Here is an 18,480-nt window from a genome sequence, read left to right as displayed (position 1 = left end):
ACGCCGGACGCATCGAAGCGGGCGCCGGGATCTGCGCGCGACGAATTTGTGATCGCGGAGACGGAACCCGGAGATAGTGCGGCGGGAGGCCTTGTCATGAGGCTCTTCATTCCTTGCCCCTGGAGCTTGCGTCCCGGCAGCGCGATCGGGCTTCGCAACTCATCGGATTCAGGGAATTTTCAACCTGCTCGGCGCTCCGGGTGGCGGTCGTGGAGGGGCGGCTCCTCTCCAGGTACGGGAGATACGAATGTTCAGAATGTTTGGAATGAACAAGGTGTTGGCAGGGATGGGCTTGTTGTCGGTCGGACTCACGTCCTGCGGCGACCACGTCGCAGGTGATGAACCGACGGTCGTCGGGATGGAGCTCGATGAAGCGGAACAAGGGCTGGCGAATGGAACGCTCGTCTCGAATCGCTGGGCAGGCGGCATCGTCGATGTTGGCTTCTGGGACGGGAGTCAGTGGGTCATGTCCGGCTGCAGCGGGCAGGTCGTGTCTCGTGATGCGATCGTTCTCGCCGCCCACTGTGTTCGTCGCTGGCTGACGCCGGATACGGCCAATCCGCCGAACCTCAATTACAATCCGCCGGATACCGGGACCACGTGGTTCGCGGCCTACCGAATGAACGAAGACGGCACCTGGACTTGCATCACGGACCCTGCCGGGGGTTGTCAGCTGCAGGCAAGCTGGGCGGTGCCGTCGACGTACCTGGGCGTGTACCACACGGCGACGCAAGCATGGACCGGTGACAACGCGGATCGCGATGTCGCCACGCTGAACTTTGGCACGAATTTCGCGAATGTCGTGCAGAAGGACGCGGCCTATCTGAACTCGGGCGGTGACTCGACCGTCGGGACCGCCTACGGCTACGCAGACTCGCCGGCGAGCGACGGCAGGCTTCGCGGGGGAAATTTCTCTGGTATTGCCTTGAGCGGCGGAGCCTACACAAAGACCGTCCCACAGGCCGACCCGCACCTGTGCGGCGGCGATTCGGGCGGGCCGCTGCGCTTCCTGACCAGCGCGGCGACCACTCCAGAAAGCACCGTTCGTTCGGGTGTCCTCTTGGGAGTCAACTCCAAGGGAGGGTGCAGCGGCGCCAATGTGGGTAACCTCTGGGCGCCGATCAACAGCAACCGTACCTTCATCGAGAACAACATCGGTCGGGCATGTACGACCGTGGTTCAGAACGGCTGGAGCACCCGCGACTGCTGGTGAGCTTCGGAGCGCCCCGGCGACCGCTCGTCATCGACCGGTGGTCCTGGCGGGACGATTCCGCGGGGGCGAACCGTCGCGATCCGGTGCTTTGCCCGGGATTTCAGGGAGGCGTGACGACGGATCTCAGCCCGTCGGTGGGGGTGGGCCCAGCCCGGGCCCAACCGGCGATGTGAACGACGGGCTCCTCGACCACCGCGAACTCCTGGTACGTGACGGTCGCCGGCGCAGGCGTGACGGTCCTGGTGTGGACCTCGGCCACGCACCCGGCCCCACCGAGGAGCGCGAGCGTGGTCAGCGCGGCGAGCTTGCCGCGCCGCAGCGGATGCGCGGAGTTTCCGGGCGACGAAGGGTCGAGGACAGGCATGGTCATCTACGTGAGGTTCATCGCAGTAACAGCGGTGCCATCCGGAGGCGCCGGGGCGCGCCGCGGCGCCCGGCGCCGCGCGCTCTGATGGTATAGCACTTGCTGAATACATGGGCATCGGCACGACAGCGCCAGACCTCGCTGGATAAGGAAAGACGATCCCCATGAAACTCTCGAAGGTGCTCTCCGGTCTCGCTGGCCTCACGCTCGCCGCCGCTTCGCTCGCGGGATGCATCGTCGTCGATGGCGACGACGACCATGATCACGTCGATGACCTCGGGAGCGGCTCGCTCGCCGTAACGACGGCGATCAACGGCATCAGCGACGCGCGGCAGTGCGCCGACTACGACGTGGATCTGCTCGCGGTCCGCGTCGAAAGCGAGGAGGGCTTCGTCTACAAGGCGCGCGTGAACTGCGAGGAATTCGGCGCCACCTTCGACGGCCTCGGCGCGGGGTACCATGACGTCGATGTCTGGCTCGAGGACTTCGACGGAGACCCGAGGAGCGACGTCGTGCGCGTCCCGTCCGTCGACGTGATCGACGGCATGGACACGCTGGTGGACGTCGACTTCCCCTCGGGGTCGATCTACCGGTGAGGTGCGCGCGGCGCGCTTGATCGACCGCGCCGCACCGCGGGGGAGGCGCTCACTCGCTCGCGATCGCGCTCGCGAGCCCGTAGACCCCGTATTCGATCACGTAGGCGAGCTCGTACCCGGGGAACTCGGCGCTCGCGAGCTCCGCGATCTTCTTGTGGTGGCTCGCCGCCTCGGCCAGCTGCCGCGAAGCGGCTTGGTCTAACATTTACCCGGAACGTCCACCGCCGCACGCTCGGCGCGTCACGGCTCGAGGGCGTCAAAGCGATCACGGATCGAGCCATGCCGTCTGGGCCGTACCAGGCTCAGAGCCCCGCCCGGGGCGACCCGAGCACGGTCGACATTGGCCCGCTTCGTGACGCTTGACATTTATTGAAAGCCACGCATGGTTAACCAAATTCCAAGACCTGAGTCAGCCGGAAGCACGCCGCCAACGGGGCAAGTCGAGAACGGTAATCAGGAGATTTTTTTGAAAAAGCAAACGCCATTCGTCCTTTGCTGGTCGTTGTGTGTGGTGGGCCTGGCAGGTTGCGACGGGGAAGCACCGAGCCAGGATGAGGGGGTCGGAAACGTCGCTGCCGCCTTGACGATGGCGAATCAGCACGATGTGGCAGCCATCGACTTTCGCGTCGCGACGCTTGCCCAGTCTTGTGATAATCCGCTCACGCAGGCCATCAATGCGCTGGAAACGGAGACCCTTCCACCATCGCTCCAACCACCCGGCTCCGGCGCACACGCATTCGCAGACGCACTGTTCGTGTTGCCAGCCGGCGACTACCGACTGTGTGCCATTCCTGTCACCACATTCGGCTCGCCATCGGCGCAATGTGGACGAGCCGAGACCACGGTGACGGTGTTGCCGAACGTGACGAACGAGGTTGTTATCGTGTCACAGTGTAGTGGCGCCGAGATGGGCGGGCTTGACGCGGTCGTCGTGCTCAATGATCCGCCGCAGATCACGGGGCTGCTCATCGCCGAGAGCAAATTCATCACCTTGTGCCAGACGGCGCAGATCAGGGTCAACGCCGTCGATCCGAACGGTGATGCCCTCTCGTTCTCGTACTCGGTCGTGTCAGGCCCCGGCCCGGGGTCGCTGATGCAGGGCGCTCCGGCGATCGTCGGCTGCACGGCCGAATCGCCGGAATGCCAGACCTTCACTCCCAGCGTCGTGGGCGATTACCTGTTGCGGGTGGAAGTTGGCGACGGGCTCGGGGGCGTGGCTACCCTCACGTTCCCGATCCACGTCTCCCCATGTGACGACTAGCACCGCCGTGGAATTAGGGACGGGAGTCGCCTCGAACGACGCACCCGGGCCGCGGCCGAGCTGGCCGTGCGTGTCGAGCCCCCAGCAGTAGACGTCGTTCGCGCCGGTGAGCGCGCACGCGTGGCCGTTGCCGAGGGCGACCGAGGCGCCGAAGGTTGCGCCCGCTGTTAAGAGTCCAGCACCCGGAGCAGCGCGCTCGACCCCGGCGAGACGGGCGCGGGGTGCGCGGTGACGCCGAGCCCGTCGAGCAGGGCGGGCGACGCGAAGAGCCCCTCCGCCGCTCCCTCGGGCACCCACCCGGAGAGCTCCAGCAAGTCGCCGCCCGTCAGCGTGCCTTCGCCGCTCGCCTGGAGCTCGCCGACGTGCACGCAGAGGCGGACGTGCACCCGCCGGTCGCGCCCCGCGCGCGCTTCGAGCCGCTGCTTCAGCGACAGCGCCGCGCCGAGCGCATCGCGGCGCGCGGCCTGGTCGCGCGCCGGATCGAGGGGCCGGTCGGCCGTGACCAGCGCGGTCGTGCCCGTCTCGACCGCGGTCGAGAACCCCGCGTTCGTGAGCTCGGAGAGCGCGAAGGGCAGGACGGACTCGAAGTCGTCGAGCAGCTCCGGCGTCGGCTCATCGAGCGCGTCCGGGTCGGCCTGCACCTCCACGTGGATGCCGATGGCCGATCGCCGCGGCGCCGCGGCCGCCCCGCCCGCCGCCCGCGGCGCCGCGACGGCCGCGCGCAGCTCGGTGAGCAGCTGCCCCGCCGACGGCTGGCGCTCCGCCGGGTCCTTGCTGAGCGCCCGCAACACCACGTCATCGAGCGACGGGCTCACGCGCGCCTGCGCGCTCGGGCGGGGCGGGCTCGCGAAGAGGTGGAGCTGGCGCAGCACCGGGAACGACGCGCCGGCGAACGGCGGCTCTCCCGTGAGCATCGCGTACGCCAGCGCGCCGAGCGCGTAGACGTCCGTCCGCGCGTCGACGGGGCGGCCCGTGAGCTGCTCGGGCGACATGCTGGAGGGCGAGCCCAGGACGTGCCGCGACGTGGTCAGCGCGGGCCCCGGCGCGTCGAGCAGCTTCGCCACGCCGAAATCGAGCAGGACCACGCGGGGGCCGCGCTTCTGCATGTCGCCCGAGCACAGGAAGACGTTGGACGGCTTCACGTCGCGGTGCACGATCGCCTGCGCGTGGGCCGCGTCGAGCGCGCTGCAGAGCGGCTCCAGGAGGGCGAGCGCCTCCTCCAGCGGGAGCCGGCCGCGGGCCTCGAGGTGCCTCTCCAGGCTTATGCCGTCGAGCAGCTCCATGACGAAGTAGGGGCGGCCATCCTCGAGCCTGCCGACGTCGAGCACCTCGACCACGTTCGGGTGCCGCACCCGCTGCATCACCACGACCTCGCGCTGGAAGCGGAGGCACACGTCAGGGTGCAGCGCGAGCTCGGCGTGCAGGACCTTGATCGCCGCCCTCGTGCCGCGCGTCGCGTGCTCGCCGCGGTAGACGACGCCGAAGCCGCCCTCGCCGAGGACGCTCTGGAGCACATAGTCTCCGGCGCGCGAGGGCACCTCGGCGCTGCGCCGGCCACCCGCGGTGGATTCCTCCCCGGCCGAGAGGGTGACCGTCTCGTCGGTGGGGCTCACCACCCCGCGCGGCGCGCTGGGGATGGTGTCGTCATCGACGTGTACCATGCTAGTCCGCGACGATAGCATGGGCGTGGTGCGCGCTCGCGGGCGCGCCTGCGCGCCTGCGTCAGAGAGAGGCCGAGTGCATCGCTGTCCTTTGTGTCACCGGCGTCGCGAGGGCGTGGCGCCGTGCCCCTTCGACGGATGGACGCCGCCGCCCGGCGAGCCGTCCGCGCCCGCTCCGCCGCGCGTCCCCGGAGTCTCGCTCGGCGAGCGCCTGGGGCAGGGCGGCTTCGCCATCGTGTGGGCGGGGGTCTCGGACGAGGACGGCGCCCCGGTCGCCGTCAAGGTCGGCATGTCCACCACGCCGATGCTGGAAGAGCGCTTCCGCCGGGAGGCCGACGCGATCGAGCGCATCGGCCCGCCGCACGTGGCGCGATTCTACAGGTGCGGCCGGCTCGACGATGGTCGCCCCTACCTCGTGATGGAGCGGCTCTTCGGCCGCACGCTCGCCTCGGAGCTCGCGGCCCTCGCCGCCCCGCCCGATCCGGGCTGGGTCGCGGCGCGGGCCGACGCCGTGCTCGCCGCGCTCGAGGCCGCTCACAGCAGGGGCGCGATCCACAGGGATCTGAAGCCGGAGAACCTCTTCATCGAGCGCCGCTCCGCGGCGGCGGACGAGCGGGTCGTGCTGCTCGACTTCGGGCTCACGAAGCGCTCCGAGCGCACGCCTGGCGACGCGGCGCGCGAGGAGCTGCTCACCCGCAGCGGCGTGGTCCTGGGGACGCCCGAGTACATGGCGCCGGAGCAGTTCCGCGGCGAGGCGGTCGACGTGCGCGCCGACGTCTACGCGTTCGGCGTCATCCTCTTCGAGCTGCTCACCCTGCGGCTGCCCTTCGCCGGCGACGGCGCCTCGCTCGAGCATGCGCACCTCACGCTGCGCCCCGAGCGCCCGAGCGAGCTCGCGCCGGTGCCCGCCGCGCTCGAGGAGCTCACGCTGGCGTGCCTCGCCAAGGATCGCGAGCGCCGCCCGGCGGACGCGCCCTCGCTGCGGCGCGCCCTCGCCGCGGCGCGCGCCTCCTTCGCGCCGACCGGGGCGCCGGCCGAGCCGGGCGCGCCGCGCCACCGTGCCGCGGCGCCGGCCGAGCCGGGCGCGCTGCCCACGCGCGCCGCGGCGCCGGCGGACTCGACGAGCGCCAGGCTGATCGCCGGGGGGCGGAGCTCGGTCGTGCTGCTCGTCGCCGACACGACGGCCGCGGCGTCGCCCGTCATCGCCTCCGTGACCGGCCGCAAGGGGTTCATCACACGGCAGCGCGGCAGCCGCTACGTCGCGGTCTTCTCCGGCAAGGACGCCGATCATCCGGCGCAGGCCGCGCTCGCCGCCGCGCGCGAGCTCGCCGGGAAGCACGGGGCGCGCGCGGCGCTGCACCTCGCGTCGGTCACCCTCCGCCGCAGGGCGCGCGGCGCCGTCTCGGCGTACGGCGCCGCCGTCGAGCGACCCGAGACCTGGCTGCCGCCAGAGCCGTGGTCGGGCGTCGCCCTCTCCGCCGAGATCGAGCGCGTCCTGCCGGCGCGCGAGGACAGCGACGGCCGGCCCGCCTCAACCGAGGCCGAGCCGTCCGTCGAGATCGAGGTCCCGCTCGCAGGCCGCGACGACGTCCTCGCGGCGATCGCGGAGAGCGCGCGCGCGGCCTTCGACGGCACGTGCCCGGGGCTGTTCACGCTGATCGGCGATACCGGGCTCGGGAAGAGCCGACTCGCGGCGGAGGCCGCCTCGGCGGCGCTCCGCTGCGACGCCGGGGCGCTCGTTGTCTCGCTCCGCGCGGCGCAGCCGCTGCTCGGCGACGCGGCGCGCGACGCGGCCGAGCTCCTCGGCCGTGTCCTCGACGCGCCCGCGGAGGCGCCGCCGGACGTCGCCGCGTTCTGCCGCGAGCGGCTCGGCGCCGCGCTCGGCGAGGCGACGTGGCCGTCGGTCGCGGCGGCGCTCGGCTGGTCGCCGCTGCCCGCGCGCGGCGCGCCCGCTTCGCTCCACCACGGCGTGGTCCAGGCGCTCGGCGAGGCGCTGCGCCGGCGCGCCCAGCGCGGGCCGGTCGCGGTGATCGTCGACGACGCGCACTGGGCCGACGACGCGCTTGTCGACGCGCTCGAGTACGCCACGCTCGATGGCTCCGGCGTCGCGCTGTGGGTGCTCGTCGCCGCGCACCCCCGCTTCGAGCAGGTCCGCCGCGCCTGGGGCGCGCGCACCCAGCGCCACGACCGCGCGGCGCTCGCGCCGCTCGACGACGCGGCGGCGATGGCGCTCGCCGCCGAGCTGCTGCGGCCGGCGGAGTACCCCCCTGCCGAGACGCTGCGCCGGCTCGCGCGCTGGGCGGGCAACAACCCGGCGTGCCTCGTGGAGCTCGTGCGCTCGCTCAAGCGGGCCGGCCTCGTGAAGCGCCGCGTGAACGCCGGTAGCCACTACGTCGCCACGGCCGAGCTCGACAACCTCCCCCCGTCGCCCGCGTGGCAATGGCTCGCGGAGCGGCGGCTCGACGCGCTCTCGCCGGAGCTCGCGGCGTGCGTCCGGCTCTGCGCGGTGCTCGGCGACTCGTTCGCCCGCGCGGAGCTCGAGCAGATCCTGGACTCGATCGCCCGGGCGGGGGAGGCCGGCACGCCCATCGACGCGGGCTACGGCCTGAGCGCCCTCGTCGAGCACAGGATCCTGGAGCGCGGCGCGGGCGAGCGATGCTCGTTCCAGAGCGCGGTCTTCCAGGACGCCGTGGTCGAGCTGCTCGACCCGGCGGAGCGCGCGCAGATCCACCGGCGCGCGCTCGCGTACTTCACGGCCAGGGTCGAGGCGGAGGGGCCTCGCCCGGAGCTCCTCGCGCCGCTCGCGCGGCACGCCGGCGGGTGCGGGGCGCGGGAGGCGGCGGCGGACGCGTGCCTCACGCTCGCCGATCTCGCGTTCGCGCGGCACCGCCACGTCGAGGCGGACCGCCACTACACGGCGGCGCTCTCGTTCGCGGCGCCGGGCGACGCCCGCCGGCGGGCGCGCGCGCTGGCGGGGCGGGGCAAGAGCCGCTACCGCGTCGACCGGACGCGCGAGGCCACGGACGACCTCGCGGCCGCGCGGGCGCTGGCCGCGGAGCTCGGCGACGACGCCTCCCTCGCGGACGTGCTGCTCGAGGAGGCGGCCGCGCTCGACTGGGCGGGCGAGTTCGATCGCTCGGCCGAGCGCGTCGGGGAGGCGCGCGCGCTCGTCGACCGGCTCGGCGCGCGCTCGCGCGCGCTCGAGGGCCGCGTGCTCGTCGCCGAGGGGCGCACCTGCTTCCGGCGCGGCCGGGTCGCCGAGGCCGTCGAGCTGCTCACGCGAGGCGCCGCCAGCGTGGAGGCCGAGGGCGATTACGGGACCAGGATCGTCGCGCTCCTCCTGCTGTCGCCGGCCTTGATGTGGCTGGGAGAGCTCGACCTCTCGAGCGCTCGCTTCGACGAGACGTTCGCCCTGGCGTCGTCCGCCGAGGACTGGCCTCACCTCTGCGCCGCCTGCACGTGCCGTATCCCGCTGAGGGCCATGCGGCGCGAGCTCGACCTCGCCATGGCGGACATGCGCCACGCCATCGCGCTGGCGCGCGAGCTCGGAAACCCCGTCCTGGAGCGCCACGTGACGCTGAACGCGGCGGAGCTGCTCCACGCGAGCGACCATGGGGACGAGGCGCTGGAGCTGGCCCGCCGCGCGCACGTGCTCGAGCGGCGGTTCTTCGAGCACGCCGCGCCCGAGTGCTCCCTGCTCCTTGCGCGCATCCTCGTCTCGAGGCGCTGCCACGACGAGGCGAGCCGCCACCTCTCGTGGATCGAGCGGAGCTGCCCGCCCGACCCCTCGGCGCCCTCGCTGTGGGCGTTCTACCGCGCGCTCCACCTGGTGCTCTGCGAACTGGGCCTCCGCGCGCACGAGCCGTCCACGAGCGCCGATCCGTGGGAGGACGTGCTGTCGCGGTGCCGGGGCGGTCTCCTGGCGATCGAGCTCGTCGAGCTGCTCTCGATGCGCGCCGAGATGGCGATCGCCGGCGGGCGGCCACGGGAGGCGGCCTGCGCTCTCCAGGAAGCGGCGGCGCAGCTCGACGACGCGCCGGGCTTCCGCGCCCGGCTGGCGCGGCTCGCGGCTCAGCTGGATCCGATGGCGGCTCCGGGCATCAGCGGGTGAGGGGCAGCGCCTCCATCCGATGCCCCCTGGCGCCCGCCTTCGCGCCGGATCCGGATTGTAACTATCGGATATGATTTGAAATTTTTCGTGAGCGGGCGCGCCGGCGTCCCGTGCGGGAGGGGGCCGGCCGCCTGGCACGAAACCTGGAGATAGCCGGTCAGAACGCGTCGCACGCGTCGCCTCAGGAGAAAATTATGTCGAGCTTTGGAGCCCCGGTTACAGCGCTTCTCGGTACGTGCCTGTTCGCGCTTGGATGCGTGGTGACGCCGGCGCCGGCCGACGACAACGAGGAGGACATCGCGGCCGAGGACGATGTGGCGTCGGTCGAGCAGGCGTATGTCTTTCCCAACGGCGATGATCCGGAGTTCTTCTGGGAGCCGCGGACGATACAGATGCTCCAGCGGCTCGCCCTGGCGCCGCTCGCGGACGGCGCTGGCAAGCTCGCGAGCACGCCGCTCCTGGAGACAGCGCAGGGCCGCAAGCTCCTCCACTATGTCGTGGGCTGCGCGCTCCGCCCGGACATGACGGTGACGGGCGTGGTGGGCGCGTCCTCCTACGTGTACAAGGGGGCGCTCGGCCTCGCGGCGCCGTGGCGGAGTCAGGCGCTGTCCCTCTCCTCCCCGCAGCGCTGGGTGACGGCGTGTCTCCTCCAGACCTTGAACGGCTTCCTGGAGGAGGTGCCGATCCGCATGGTGGGCAAGCACCCGGGCCTCGCGGACGCGCCCTGGATGAACCCGGCGCAGTACACGTTCCCGGACGCGACCATGTTCGGCAACATCTTCGTCCCGGGCCACGAAGTCGCTTATGCCTGCGCGGATGAGGGCGCGCAGCTCGCGTGCGGCGATGTGTGGAGCACGTTCGCGAAGCTGCGGATCTGCGACTCGTCGCCGACGTGCAAGCTCACCCTCCTCGGGCCGTGCAAGGGCTCGCTCCCGAACGAGACGGACTGCGTAACGAACGCCGCTGGCCAGCCGACGTGCCACGCGGACGGTGTGTCGTACCTGGAGTCGATCTCGTCGAAGCTCGACGCGGAGGGGGTCTTCAACCTCTACCCGAGCTGCCAGCCATGAGGCCCGGCGCTCCTCGTCGACCAAGGGCATCGCCACGGCCCGAGCCGCCGGTGCAGCGCTGTCGACGCAGGGGCGTCTCTCTAGGGAACGGGGCTCCACGACGCGCTGCCGCCGTAGGCGATGAACGCGGGCACGGCCTTGGCGTTCCGGGTGTCGACGACGACGACGCTTCGAATCGTCGGCTCGCAGCCGTAATAAGGGCATAACGAGAGCGTGAAGGCGAGGTGGTGATCGTCGGGCGCCCAGGCAGGCCCGTAGGCGCTGTAGAAGGGGCGCGGAAACGCGCTGGTGAGCGGGCGGTCGGCGCCGCCGTTCGCGTCGAGCAGCGTGATCTCGTTCCAGTAATCCGCGCCGAACCCGCCCACGCGGACGGACCACGCGACGGCGATCTTCGAGCCCTTCGGCGAGACCTCCGGGTGCATCGAGCCCGAGACCCAGAACGAGCCGAGCCCCTTGATCCCGGTGCCGTCGAGGGCCGTCGTGTAGAGCTGCGACCGCTGGCAGCAGAGAGCCTCCGTCTCGCTCGCCGAGAAGAGCAGGCGATCGCCGAGAAAGCGGGCGACGCTGAACATGTGGTTGCCCGCGTCCGGCAAGCGCCTGACGCGCCTCGTGGCGATTTCCACCGAGAGGAGGTGCTCCGCGTCGAACTCGCCTGCGACGCAATGAATCGCGTCGCCGGCCGGCGAGAACGTGCATTCGCCCAGCGTCGTAGGCTGGCCGATGCGCTGGTCGTCGCCGCTCGCGACCTCGACGAGGTGAAGCTCTTCCAGGCCTTGGTCCTCCGGCGCGCGCGCCCCGGCGACGTAGGCGACGCGGGCGCCGTCCGGCGAGATGGCGAACGAGGGCTCGCCGTACCATGCGGCGAATTTGCCGGTGATCGGCCGCTGCTCCGTGCCGTCCGCGTTCATGAGGTAGGCGCGCCAGGCCATCCCGTCGCGGTTGCTGAGAAAGGCGATCCGCCGGCCGTCGCCGAGGAAGGTGGGCGCGATGTTGCGCTGCGTCTTTCGCGTGAGCTGCGCCTCGACGCCCGTCGCGAGGTCCATCGTGAAGACATCGCCCGAGCGCACGAAGACGATGCGCCCGGACGCCAGGGTGAGCTCCTTGGCGCGGCGGAGCCGCGGCGGCCTCTTCTCCGCCTCGGGCACGCCGAGCCCCTCATAGGCCTTCACCCAGTCGTCGAAGGTGCCGATCGTCTTGCGCGGGGTTGGACTCGTCGATTCCGCGGTTGGCTCGGGGGGCGGCTGGTACGGCGCGGTCCGAGGCTCCGCGCTCGGCGCCGGCGACGCCGCGAGGGCAGGGGGGGCGGGCGGAGGCGTGTCGTCGCACTGGAGCGGGGCCGCCGCGATCGAGGCGCTGGGCGGGGGAGGGGGCTCGCCGTCGCCCGCCGGTCTGGGCGTGCACGCGGCGAGCAGGAGCCACGCGATCGCGGTGCGCGGCGTTCGTTCGTGCATGATCATGGGAGAACGCCGCGGCACGGGGGGCTCATCCCGTTCTCGGAGCGCTGCGCCGCGCGCCGCTCGAAGGGCAGGGCTCCTTCTGGCGCCCACGCGAGCGGTGATAGGCTCGCGCGATGAGCGCCGCCGCGCCGCCCACCCTGGACGAGGCCCTCCCGCGCCCCCTCGTCCGCGCGCGCTCACCCGCGGGGCGCGCGCTTGGCGCCGCGACCATGGCCGCCGCGCTCGCGTCTCCGGCCGCGGCGAGCGCCTCGGACTCCGCGCCCGCGTTCACCGGCATGGGCTCCGCCGTCGTCGAGGCGCTCAATGAGCTCCGCTTCTGGGGCCAGGCCCAGATAGGCGCCACTGGCGCGATCAGCGATTGGGAGGAGCCGGGCGGGGTGAGCCTGCGCGCCTCGATGAGCGTGCGCGGAATCGGGCTCGCCGGCGCGCTCCGCTATGAACAGGTGGAGGGCCGCCGCGGCGGCGTGCTCGCGCTCGGCGGGCAGTTCCGGCCGCTCGCCTTCGCCCAGATGACGGCCTATGAGCGGATCGATCCCTTTCTGAGCCTGGGCGGTGAGGTCGGCGGCGAGCGAGACGCGCTTCGCGCCGACCTCTACGTGGGCGCTGGCCTCGATTTCGTGCTCTTCCCCGAGGAGGACGCCCAGCCTGCGCTCGTCCTCGAATACCAGCTCCGCCCCCTCCGCACGCCCTCGGACACGCCGCTCCAGATCCTGCACCTCGGCGCCGCCCTGCGCGGCGTCTTCTAGCGCGGGCGCGCGTCCGCGCTGGTATCAGGGGCGTCATGACGACGATGCGTGCCAAGCGAACGGTGTCGGCCCCGCGTAGAGCTCCCAGAGCGGCCCCTCCAGCGGCCCCCGCTCCGCGTGCAGCGCCGGAGCGAGCCCATGTGCTCGACGTCCCGTTCGCGATGCGCGCGGTCGCGTCCGCGAGCGGCGCGCGCTGGGACGCGGAGCACGGCGTGTTCGTCGTTCGCGCAGAGACGCTCCCGCCGGCTCTCGCGCCGTTCCGCGCCGCGCCGTACTCGTGGGAGCGACGCATCGAGCACGAGCTCAACGACGACCCCGCGCCCGCGCCGGCCGCCCCCGCCGGGGCGATCGTCCTCCGCCCGCACCAGCTGGACGGCGTGCGGGCCATCGCCGCCGCGAAGGCCGCCAGGCGCGCCGGGTTCCTCCTCGCCGACGACGTCGGCCTCGGCAAGACGATCACCGCCTGGGCAGCGGTCCTCCAGATGCCGGACGTCACGACGGTGCTGATCGTCTGTCCGCTCGCCGTCGTCGCGCACTGGCGCCGCACGGTCCGGGCCATGGGCGACGCAGGCAAAGAGATCGTGATCATCAACTATGATCGGCTGGGCAAGCTCTTCGAGGTGACCCCGGAGGCGCGGCGAAGGATCCGATCGAAGAAGGGCCTCGCGCGCGCCGGCAGCGCCGCGGAGTTCGACGTGGTGATCTGGGACGAGAGCCATCGCTGCAAGAACCCGGCGGCGGCGCGCTCCAAGCTCGCGGTCAAGCTCAACGCACGCGCACGGTTCGCGCTGTGGCTCTCGGCCACCGCGGGGCAGAACCCGCTGGAGCTGTCGTATCTCGCGCCGCTCCTGGCGAGCGCAACCGGGAGCCGCTCCGCGGATCTGAAGGACTTCGAGCAGTGGTGCGAAGGCCAGGGGCTCGGGGTCGCGCGCGGCGCGTTCGGCAGGTGGGACTGGCGCGGCGATCCGGCGGACTGCGAGAAGGTGCGTGCCCTCCTGTTCGACGGCCGTCCGGCGGTCGGGATGCGCCGTCGCCCGGAGGACGTGGCCGGCTGGCCCGAGATCAACCGCATCCTCACCCCGCTCGAGCTCGACGCCTCCGCGCGCGAGCTCTACGCGCAGGCGTGGACCGCGTTCCGCCGGGAGATGGATCTCCTGCCAAAGGGCGCGAACCCGAGGTCGGCGCTCGCCGCGATGCTGCGCCTGCGACAGAAGAGCTCGCTCATCCGCGTGGGCAGCACCGTGGAGCTGGTGTGTGAGCTGCTCGACAACGGGCATCAGGTCGCGGTCTCCGTCGCCTTCATGGAGACGCTCGAGGCCGTGGAGGCCGCGCTGGCCCGGGAGCGCGTCCCGTGCGCGCTGATCCACGGCGCGCTGCCGGCCGGCGAGAAGGAGGCCGAGCGCCTCCGCTTCCAGCGCGGCGAGCCGCGCGTGGTGCTCTTCACCGTGGAAGAGGGGATCTCGCTCCACCAGGGCGAGCACAACGAGGTGCCGCGCTCGGCGGTGATCCACGATCTGCGGTGGTCGGCGATCCAGATGGCGCAGATCGAGGGCCGCTGCCACCGCGATGGACGCTTTGCGCAGGTCTACTGGGCGTATGCCGACGATACCGTCGAAGACAAGATCGCCGCGATCGTGAGCCGCAGGATCCGGTCGATGAAGGCGATGGTCGGCGATGACGTCGAGACGATGCACGAGATCGAGCGGTTGCTCGCCGGAGCCGAGTGAGAGACGCTCCAATGCCTGCCGACGCGGCCCAACAAGGGCTTGCTGACCGACGGGCGGGCGCGTTGCGCGCACCATGCGCGGCAGAAGACCAAGTCGTTGGGCCGGGCTGCCATGGAGGGATGCGTCGTGGCCGCCTCCATCCGCCATGGCGCCGCCACCCCTGAGGCGGATATCTCCTCGCGTTTTCCCGTCGTTTCGTGTCGGCACGGGGGGTGCTCGAGGCCGAGCGTCATGCCGACGCTCGAGCACAACGCCCTCGTCGAGATGTTCCGTGAGCACCCGGAGCTCGCGCCCCACTGGCTCGCGACGCTCTTCCACCTCGATGTGCCGCCACACACCTCGGTCGGGGTGGTCGAATCGTCGCTCGACCAGCTCATCCCGGTGGAGTTCCGCGCTGATCTGGTGCTCGAGCTTCGAGACGCGAGCGGCGCGCTCGTGCTGGCGATCGTCGTCGAGATCCAGCGTGACGAGGATCCCGACAAGAAGTTCTCGTGGCCGACGTACGTCACGGTCGTGCGCGCCAGGAAGCGCTGCGGCACCGTCGTCCTGGTGGTCGCACCGGACGTCGGCGTGGCCTCCTGGGCGGCGGAGAGCATCGACCTCGGCCTGGGCCTCGGCCACGTCGAGCCGCTGGTGCTCGGTCCGGCCGTCGTCCCCGAGATCACCGACCCAGCCGAGGCGGAGAAGGACACCGAGCTGGCCGTGCTCTCGGCGGTGGCGCACGGCAATGGGCCGAACGGGCTCACCGTGCTCAAGGCCGCGCTCGTTGCGCTTGGCCGGCTCGACCAGGAGCACTCGATGGTCTACTTTCAGGTCATCTGGAGCGGGTTGCGTGAGCCCATGCGGCGGGCTCTGGAGGCGTTGGTCATGGAACGGCAGATCGAAGACGAGGCGAGGTTTCCGTTCGTGCGGGAGCTGATGGATCGCAGCGAGCTCAAGGGTCTACGTGAGGGCAAGCTCGAGGGCAAAAGGGACACGCTGCTGCGGCTGCTTGCGCGCGCAGGGATCGCGCTGACCGCGAGCGAGAGCGCTCGCATCCAGGCGTGCACGGACATTGCGACCCTCGACCGCTGGATCGACAACGTCCTTGCGGCGAAGAGCGCCGCCGAAGTGCTCTCCTGATGGTCAACGGATGCGGCCCGACAAGGCGATGAATCAGATGGGCTTTGCCAGCTGAGTATCCATGGTGTCGCCGGACGCGGCGCTTCAGCCGTCGAATCGGACGCGCGTGCCCCCCGAGGGGCGGAGCACCGGGAGGTAGCGCGAGGCGGGGAATCCGCCCTGGAGCCTGGGGCCCGAGGCCGGGAGCTCCCGCCCGAGCGCGACGAGGAACTGGACGATCTCCATCCAGGCGAGGTGATAGCCGAGGCAGAAGTGGGCGCCGCCGCCGAACTGGGCGATCTCGAGCGGCGAGAGCGCCTCCTTGCGGCCGAGCCAGCGCTCGGGGCGGTAGCTGTCCGGATCGGGGTAGAGCTCCGGATCGCGGGAGAGCAGGACCAGCGGGATCGCCACGTGGGTCCCTGCGGGGACGGCGCGGCCGTCGAGCTCGAAATCGGCGACGGCGCGGCGGGCGTCGTGGGCCACCGGCGGATGGAGGCGGAGCGCCTCGCGGAACACGGCCTCGGCGTAGGGGAAGCGGCGGAGATCCGCGGGCGAGCGCGGGAGATCCGGCGCGCTCGACGCCTCCTCGCGGAGCGCGCGCCAGACCGCAGGGCTCTCGGCGAGGTGGGCGACGCACCAGGCCATGACCGAGGCCGAGGTCTCGTGGCCGGCGAGGAGGAGCAGGCGGAGGTTGCCCACGAGGTCCTGCTCCGAGAGCGGCTCGCCCTGCTCGTCGCGGGCCGTGAGCAGCGCCGGCAGGAGGCCCTTCGCGTCGCCGCGGGCGCGCACGCCGGCGAGGATCCGGCCGATGCGCTCGTCGAGCCAGGCGCGGGCGCGGAGGCCGCGGCGCCGCGGCGAGCCCGGCACGTCGAAGGGCAGGCCGAGGATCACGAGCATCAGATCCTCGTAATAGTGGCGCCACTCGGGCAGCTCGTCGTCCTCGACGCCGGTGATCTTGAACATCACCTCCAGGGCCAGCTCGCGGGTCTCGCGCAGCAGCTGGACGTCGCGACGGCCGAGCCACGAGCGGACCTTGCGCTCGACGCTGGTCGCGACGATCGCGCCGACCTCCGCGGCGTCGAGGCCCTTCGGCGAGAAGGGCCCGTTCATCGCTGTGCGGAGGCGGCGGTGCGAGGCGCCGTCGTGGGCCATCAGCGTCTGACCGAAGAGGTAGCCGACGCCGCCCTCGGTCAGGTACGAGGAGTCGACGGCCTTGCTCTTGAAGAGCGAGAAGGCCTCGTTCGATGCGTAGATGAGCTGCCAGGCGTCGACGCCGGGAGCCCAGAAGAAGAGGGAGCCGAAGCGGCGCTGGCCCTCGCGGAGCAGGCCGAGCTCGTCGACGGCGATCGCCGGCATGTGGCCCACGACCGGGAAGCGGCCGGGGAGGATGGGGAATCCATGCCGGGTCTCGATGCGGCGGGCGAGGGGGTTGCGGCCTTGAAGGAGCGGGAGATCGGCGAAGGAAGCGGGGAGGGCGGTGGTCATGGCGCGTGCGACCTCCACTTGTATCATCACGCCGGCGCGGCCTGGGCGCCCGGCGAGAGGCGCGCTGTCATCTCCGGATCTCGGACACGAGGACGAGCCGCCCGCCGTCGTATCGGGCGCACACATGGTAGTCGGGGTCGGTGCCGGGGCCCTGCTCGAGCACGCCCGCGATCACGCCGAGCAGGTTCAGCCATGGGCCGCCGGCGGCGATCAGATACGCAGACCAGCCTGCCTCCTTGAACGCGGTGACGACCTTCTTCGGGTCGTCGAAGCCCTTCCCCGGACCGCCGACCGCCGCGCGGAGCGCCGGCAAGAGCTCCGTGACCGCCGCATCGCCGGCGGCGCATCGCTCGGCGGCGAACGCCCTCTCGACGCCCGCGCGCGAGGCGTCCGTCAGGGCCCACGACGCGACGAAGCGGCTCCGCTTGCCCTGCACGGTGACCCCGAGGGTGCCATCGCTGGCGAGCCTGCGCGCCGGCGCGGCGAGCCAGAGGTTCTGCCGGGCCTCGGCGAAGCCCTGGGCGGCGATCCCCGGGATCACCCTTGGATCGACGTGGCCTCCGGAGAGCGCCCTCGCGATCTTGCCGTAGCCGTCCGTCGCGCCCAGCTCGCCCATCCGCTCGGGATCGAGGCACACCGACACTACGGGGCTCGCGTCGAACCTGGAGCACCGGCCCTCCGGGCCCCCGACCTCTTCGCCGAACGCGACGAGCTCCTTCAGGGCGGCCGGATCGCCGCCGGACCCGAAGAGCGACATCACGACGTCGAGCCGGAGGTCGGCGCCGTCCGCGTAGACCGCGACGGCGGCGATCCCGCCCTGCGCCACGCCGAGCGGCGCCCGGGCGCCGAAGCCGGCGCAGCGCGCTGCGCCCGGGCACGCGTCCAGCGGGGCGCCGCCCGTGAGGACGTCCACCACGCCCGCCAGGGCGCGCCGCGGGTCCGCCCCGCTCACGAGCGGAACGAGGAGCCGCACCCGCGTCACGTCCCCCGCGTGCCCGAGGACGACCTTCTCGAGCGCTTTGCCCGAGGCCCCCTTGGCCATGGCGTCGACGACGGCGCGCGCGCTCTTCTCGGACGCGGGCACCACGGCGCCCAGGATCGGCCTTCGCGGATCGACGCCGGCCTTCGCGAGCGTCACGTCCGGCGGGTCTTGGCTGCCGAGCGCGCGGTTCGCCTCGATCAGGATCTCGGCGATCTGGGGCACGTACTGGACAGCGACGTCGAGGGCGTCGTTGCGAAGCGAGGCGTAGATCGCTGCGCCCGGCGGGAGGCGCGCGATCTGCTCGGCCGACGCGGGCGGCGGCTCGGGCGCGGCTCCCCCGGGCGCGGCCGGGTCGCTCGCCGCCGCTTGCGCCGGCGCCGCCGCGGAGGCGCTCGCCGGTGCGCTTGGCCGCGCCGGCTGCGCGGCGGCGCTCGACGAGCTCGCGCCGGTCGAGCCTTGTCGCGCGGCGCAGGCCGCGCTCCCCGCCCCGAGCGCGATTCCTGCGCCGAGGAGGACGATGGGGAGGAGCTCTCGGAGGGGCATGAGGGGGCTTCATGCCCGCGCGGTCGCCGCGCCACAAGCCATGAGGTCATACGCTCGGCGCGAGGACGACTGGCGCTCGTCGCTTGTCGTCCGAGGGAGCCGATGACGAGCGCGCGCCGGGGTCCTTCCTGGCAGGCCCTTGTCCTCTGCCAGGCGACAGTCC

The 18,480-nt window shown here is 72.1% G+C and carries 14 protein-coding genes and 1 pseudogene; 8 read left to right on the top strand and 7 right to left on the bottom strand.

The window, feature by feature from the left end; all coding sequences use genetic code 11:
• The first annotated feature begins 265 nt into the window (after nucleotides 1-265).
• Complete coding sequence (locus tag WME97_RS30245; RefSeq protein WP_437542453.1) at nucleotides 266-1,213, top strand: hypothetical protein; 948 nt, start codon at nucleotides 266-268, stop codon at nucleotides 1,211-1,213.
• A 100-nt stretch (nucleotides 1,214-1,313) separates the two neighbouring features.
• Here WME97_RS30245 and WME97_RS30240 read toward each other — a convergent pair whose 3' ends face one another.
• Nucleotides 1,314-1,577, bottom strand: coding sequence for a hypothetical protein (locus WME97_RS30240; RefSeq protein WP_437542452.1), 264 nt, complete (start codon nucleotides 1,575-1,577; stop codon nucleotides 1,314-1,316).
• 164 nt (nucleotides 1,578-1,741) lie between these two features.
• On the opposite strand from WME97_RS30240, the gene WME97_RS30235 reads away from it, so the two are divergent.
• The gene (locus WME97_RS30235) at nucleotides 1,742-2,173 is read left to right on the top strand and encodes a hypothetical protein (protein ID WP_437542451.1); all 432 of its coding nucleotides are present in this window, start codon (nucleotides 1,742-1,744) and stop codon (nucleotides 2,171-2,173) included.
• Between the two features lie 49 nt (nucleotides 2,174-2,222).
• Here WME97_RS30235 and WME97_RS30230 read toward each other — a convergent pair whose 3' ends face one another.
• Nucleotides 2,223-2,378 (bottom strand): hypothetical protein, encoded by a 156-nt coding sequence (locus WME97_RS30230; RefSeq protein ID WP_437542450.1) that lies wholly within the window; start codon nucleotides 2,376-2,378, stop codon nucleotides 2,223-2,225.
• A gap of 261 nt (nucleotides 2,379-2,639) precedes the next feature.
• On the opposite strand from WME97_RS30230, the gene WME97_RS30225 reads away from it, so the two are divergent.
• Nucleotides 2,640-3,434 (top strand): hypothetical protein, encoded by a 795-nt coding sequence (locus tag WME97_RS30225; RefSeq protein WP_437555689.1) that lies wholly within the window; start codon nucleotides 2,640-2,642, stop codon nucleotides 3,432-3,434.
• Between the two features lie 72 nt (nucleotides 3,435-3,506).
• Here the strand turns inward: WME97_RS30225 and WME97_RS30220 are convergent.
• Together WME97_RS30220 and WME97_RS30215 are read right to left on the bottom strand one after the other, a co-directional pair.
• A pseudogene (locus tag WME97_RS30220) lies at nucleotides 3,507-3,566 on the bottom strand (hypothetical protein); the annotation flags it as partial.
• A gap of 35 nt (nucleotides 3,567-3,601) precedes the next feature.
• Complete coding sequence (locus WME97_RS30215; RefSeq protein ID WP_437542449.1) at nucleotides 3,602-5,095, bottom strand: serine/threonine-protein kinase; 1,494 nt, start codon at nucleotides 5,093-5,095, stop codon at nucleotides 3,602-3,604.
• 115 nt (nucleotides 5,096-5,210) lie between these two features.
• Between WME97_RS30215 and WME97_RS30210 the strand changes: the two genes are divergently transcribed.
• Nucleotides 5,211-9,206 (top strand): protein kinase domain-containing protein, encoded by a 3,996-nt coding sequence (locus tag WME97_RS30210; protein ID WP_437542448.1) that lies wholly within the window; start codon nucleotides 5,211-5,213, stop codon nucleotides 9,204-9,206.
• Nucleotides 9,207-9,466: 260 nt separating this feature from the next.
• Nucleotides 9,467-10,276: a hypothetical protein gene (locus WME97_RS30205; RefSeq protein ID WP_437542447.1), complete on the top strand. Its 810-nt coding sequence runs from the start codon at nucleotides 9,467-9,469 to the stop codon at nucleotides 10,274-10,276.
• Between the two features lie 80 nt (nucleotides 10,277-10,356).
• Here WME97_RS30205 and WME97_RS30200 read toward each other — a convergent pair whose 3' ends face one another.
• Nucleotides 10,357-11,727: a TolB family protein gene (locus tag WME97_RS30200; protein WP_437542446.1), complete on the bottom strand. Its 1,371-nt coding sequence runs from the start codon at nucleotides 11,725-11,727 to the stop codon at nucleotides 10,357-10,359.
• A 119-nt stretch (nucleotides 11,728-11,846) separates the two neighbouring features.
• Between WME97_RS30200 and WME97_RS30195 the strand changes: the two genes are divergently transcribed.
• The 3 genes from WME97_RS30195 (at nucleotide 11,847) to WME97_RS30185 (ending at nucleotide 15,328) form a co-directional block, all read left to right on the top strand.
• Nucleotides 11,847-12,479, top strand: coding sequence for a hypothetical protein (locus WME97_RS30195; protein ID WP_437542445.1), 633 nt, complete (start codon nucleotides 11,847-11,849; stop codon nucleotides 12,477-12,479).
• 140 nt (nucleotides 12,480-12,619) lie between these two features.
• Complete coding sequence (locus WME97_RS30190) at nucleotides 12,620-14,206, top strand: SNF2-related protein (protein WP_437542444.1); 1,587 nt, start codon at nucleotides 12,620-12,622, stop codon at nucleotides 14,204-14,206.
• Between the two features lie 231 nt (nucleotides 14,207-14,437).
• Nucleotides 14,438-15,328: a hypothetical protein gene (locus tag WME97_RS30185; protein ID WP_437542443.1), complete on the top strand. Its 891-nt coding sequence runs from the start codon at nucleotides 14,438-14,440 to the stop codon at nucleotides 15,326-15,328.
• Nucleotides 15,329-15,412: 84 nt separating this feature from the next.
• Here the strand turns inward: WME97_RS30185 and WME97_RS30180 are convergent, their stop codons facing one another.
• On the bottom strand, nucleotides 15,413-16,792 hold the full coding sequence (locus tag WME97_RS30180; RefSeq protein WP_437542442.1) for a cytochrome P450: 1,380 nt from the start codon (nucleotides 16,790-16,792) through the stop codon (nucleotides 15,413-15,415).
• A 67-nt stretch (nucleotides 16,793-16,859) separates the two neighbouring features.
• Nucleotides 16,860-18,317 carry a hypothetical protein gene (locus WME97_RS30175; protein WP_437542440.1) on the bottom strand — a complete coding sequence of 486 codons (1,458 nt, stop codon included), beginning with the start codon at nucleotides 18,315-18,317 and terminating at the stop codon, nucleotides 16,860-16,862.
• Nucleotides 18,318-18,480 lie beyond the last annotated feature (163 nt).

This window comes from Sorangium sp. So ce367 (assembly GCF_051520455.1).
GTDB classification, from domain to species: domain Bacteria; phylum Myxococcota_A; class Polyangia; order Polyangiales; family Polyangiaceae; genus Sorangium; species Sorangium cellulosum_B.
The sequence above is the reverse complement of the archived record's forward strand: the minus strand, read 5'-3'. Positions and strand labels throughout refer to the sequence as shown.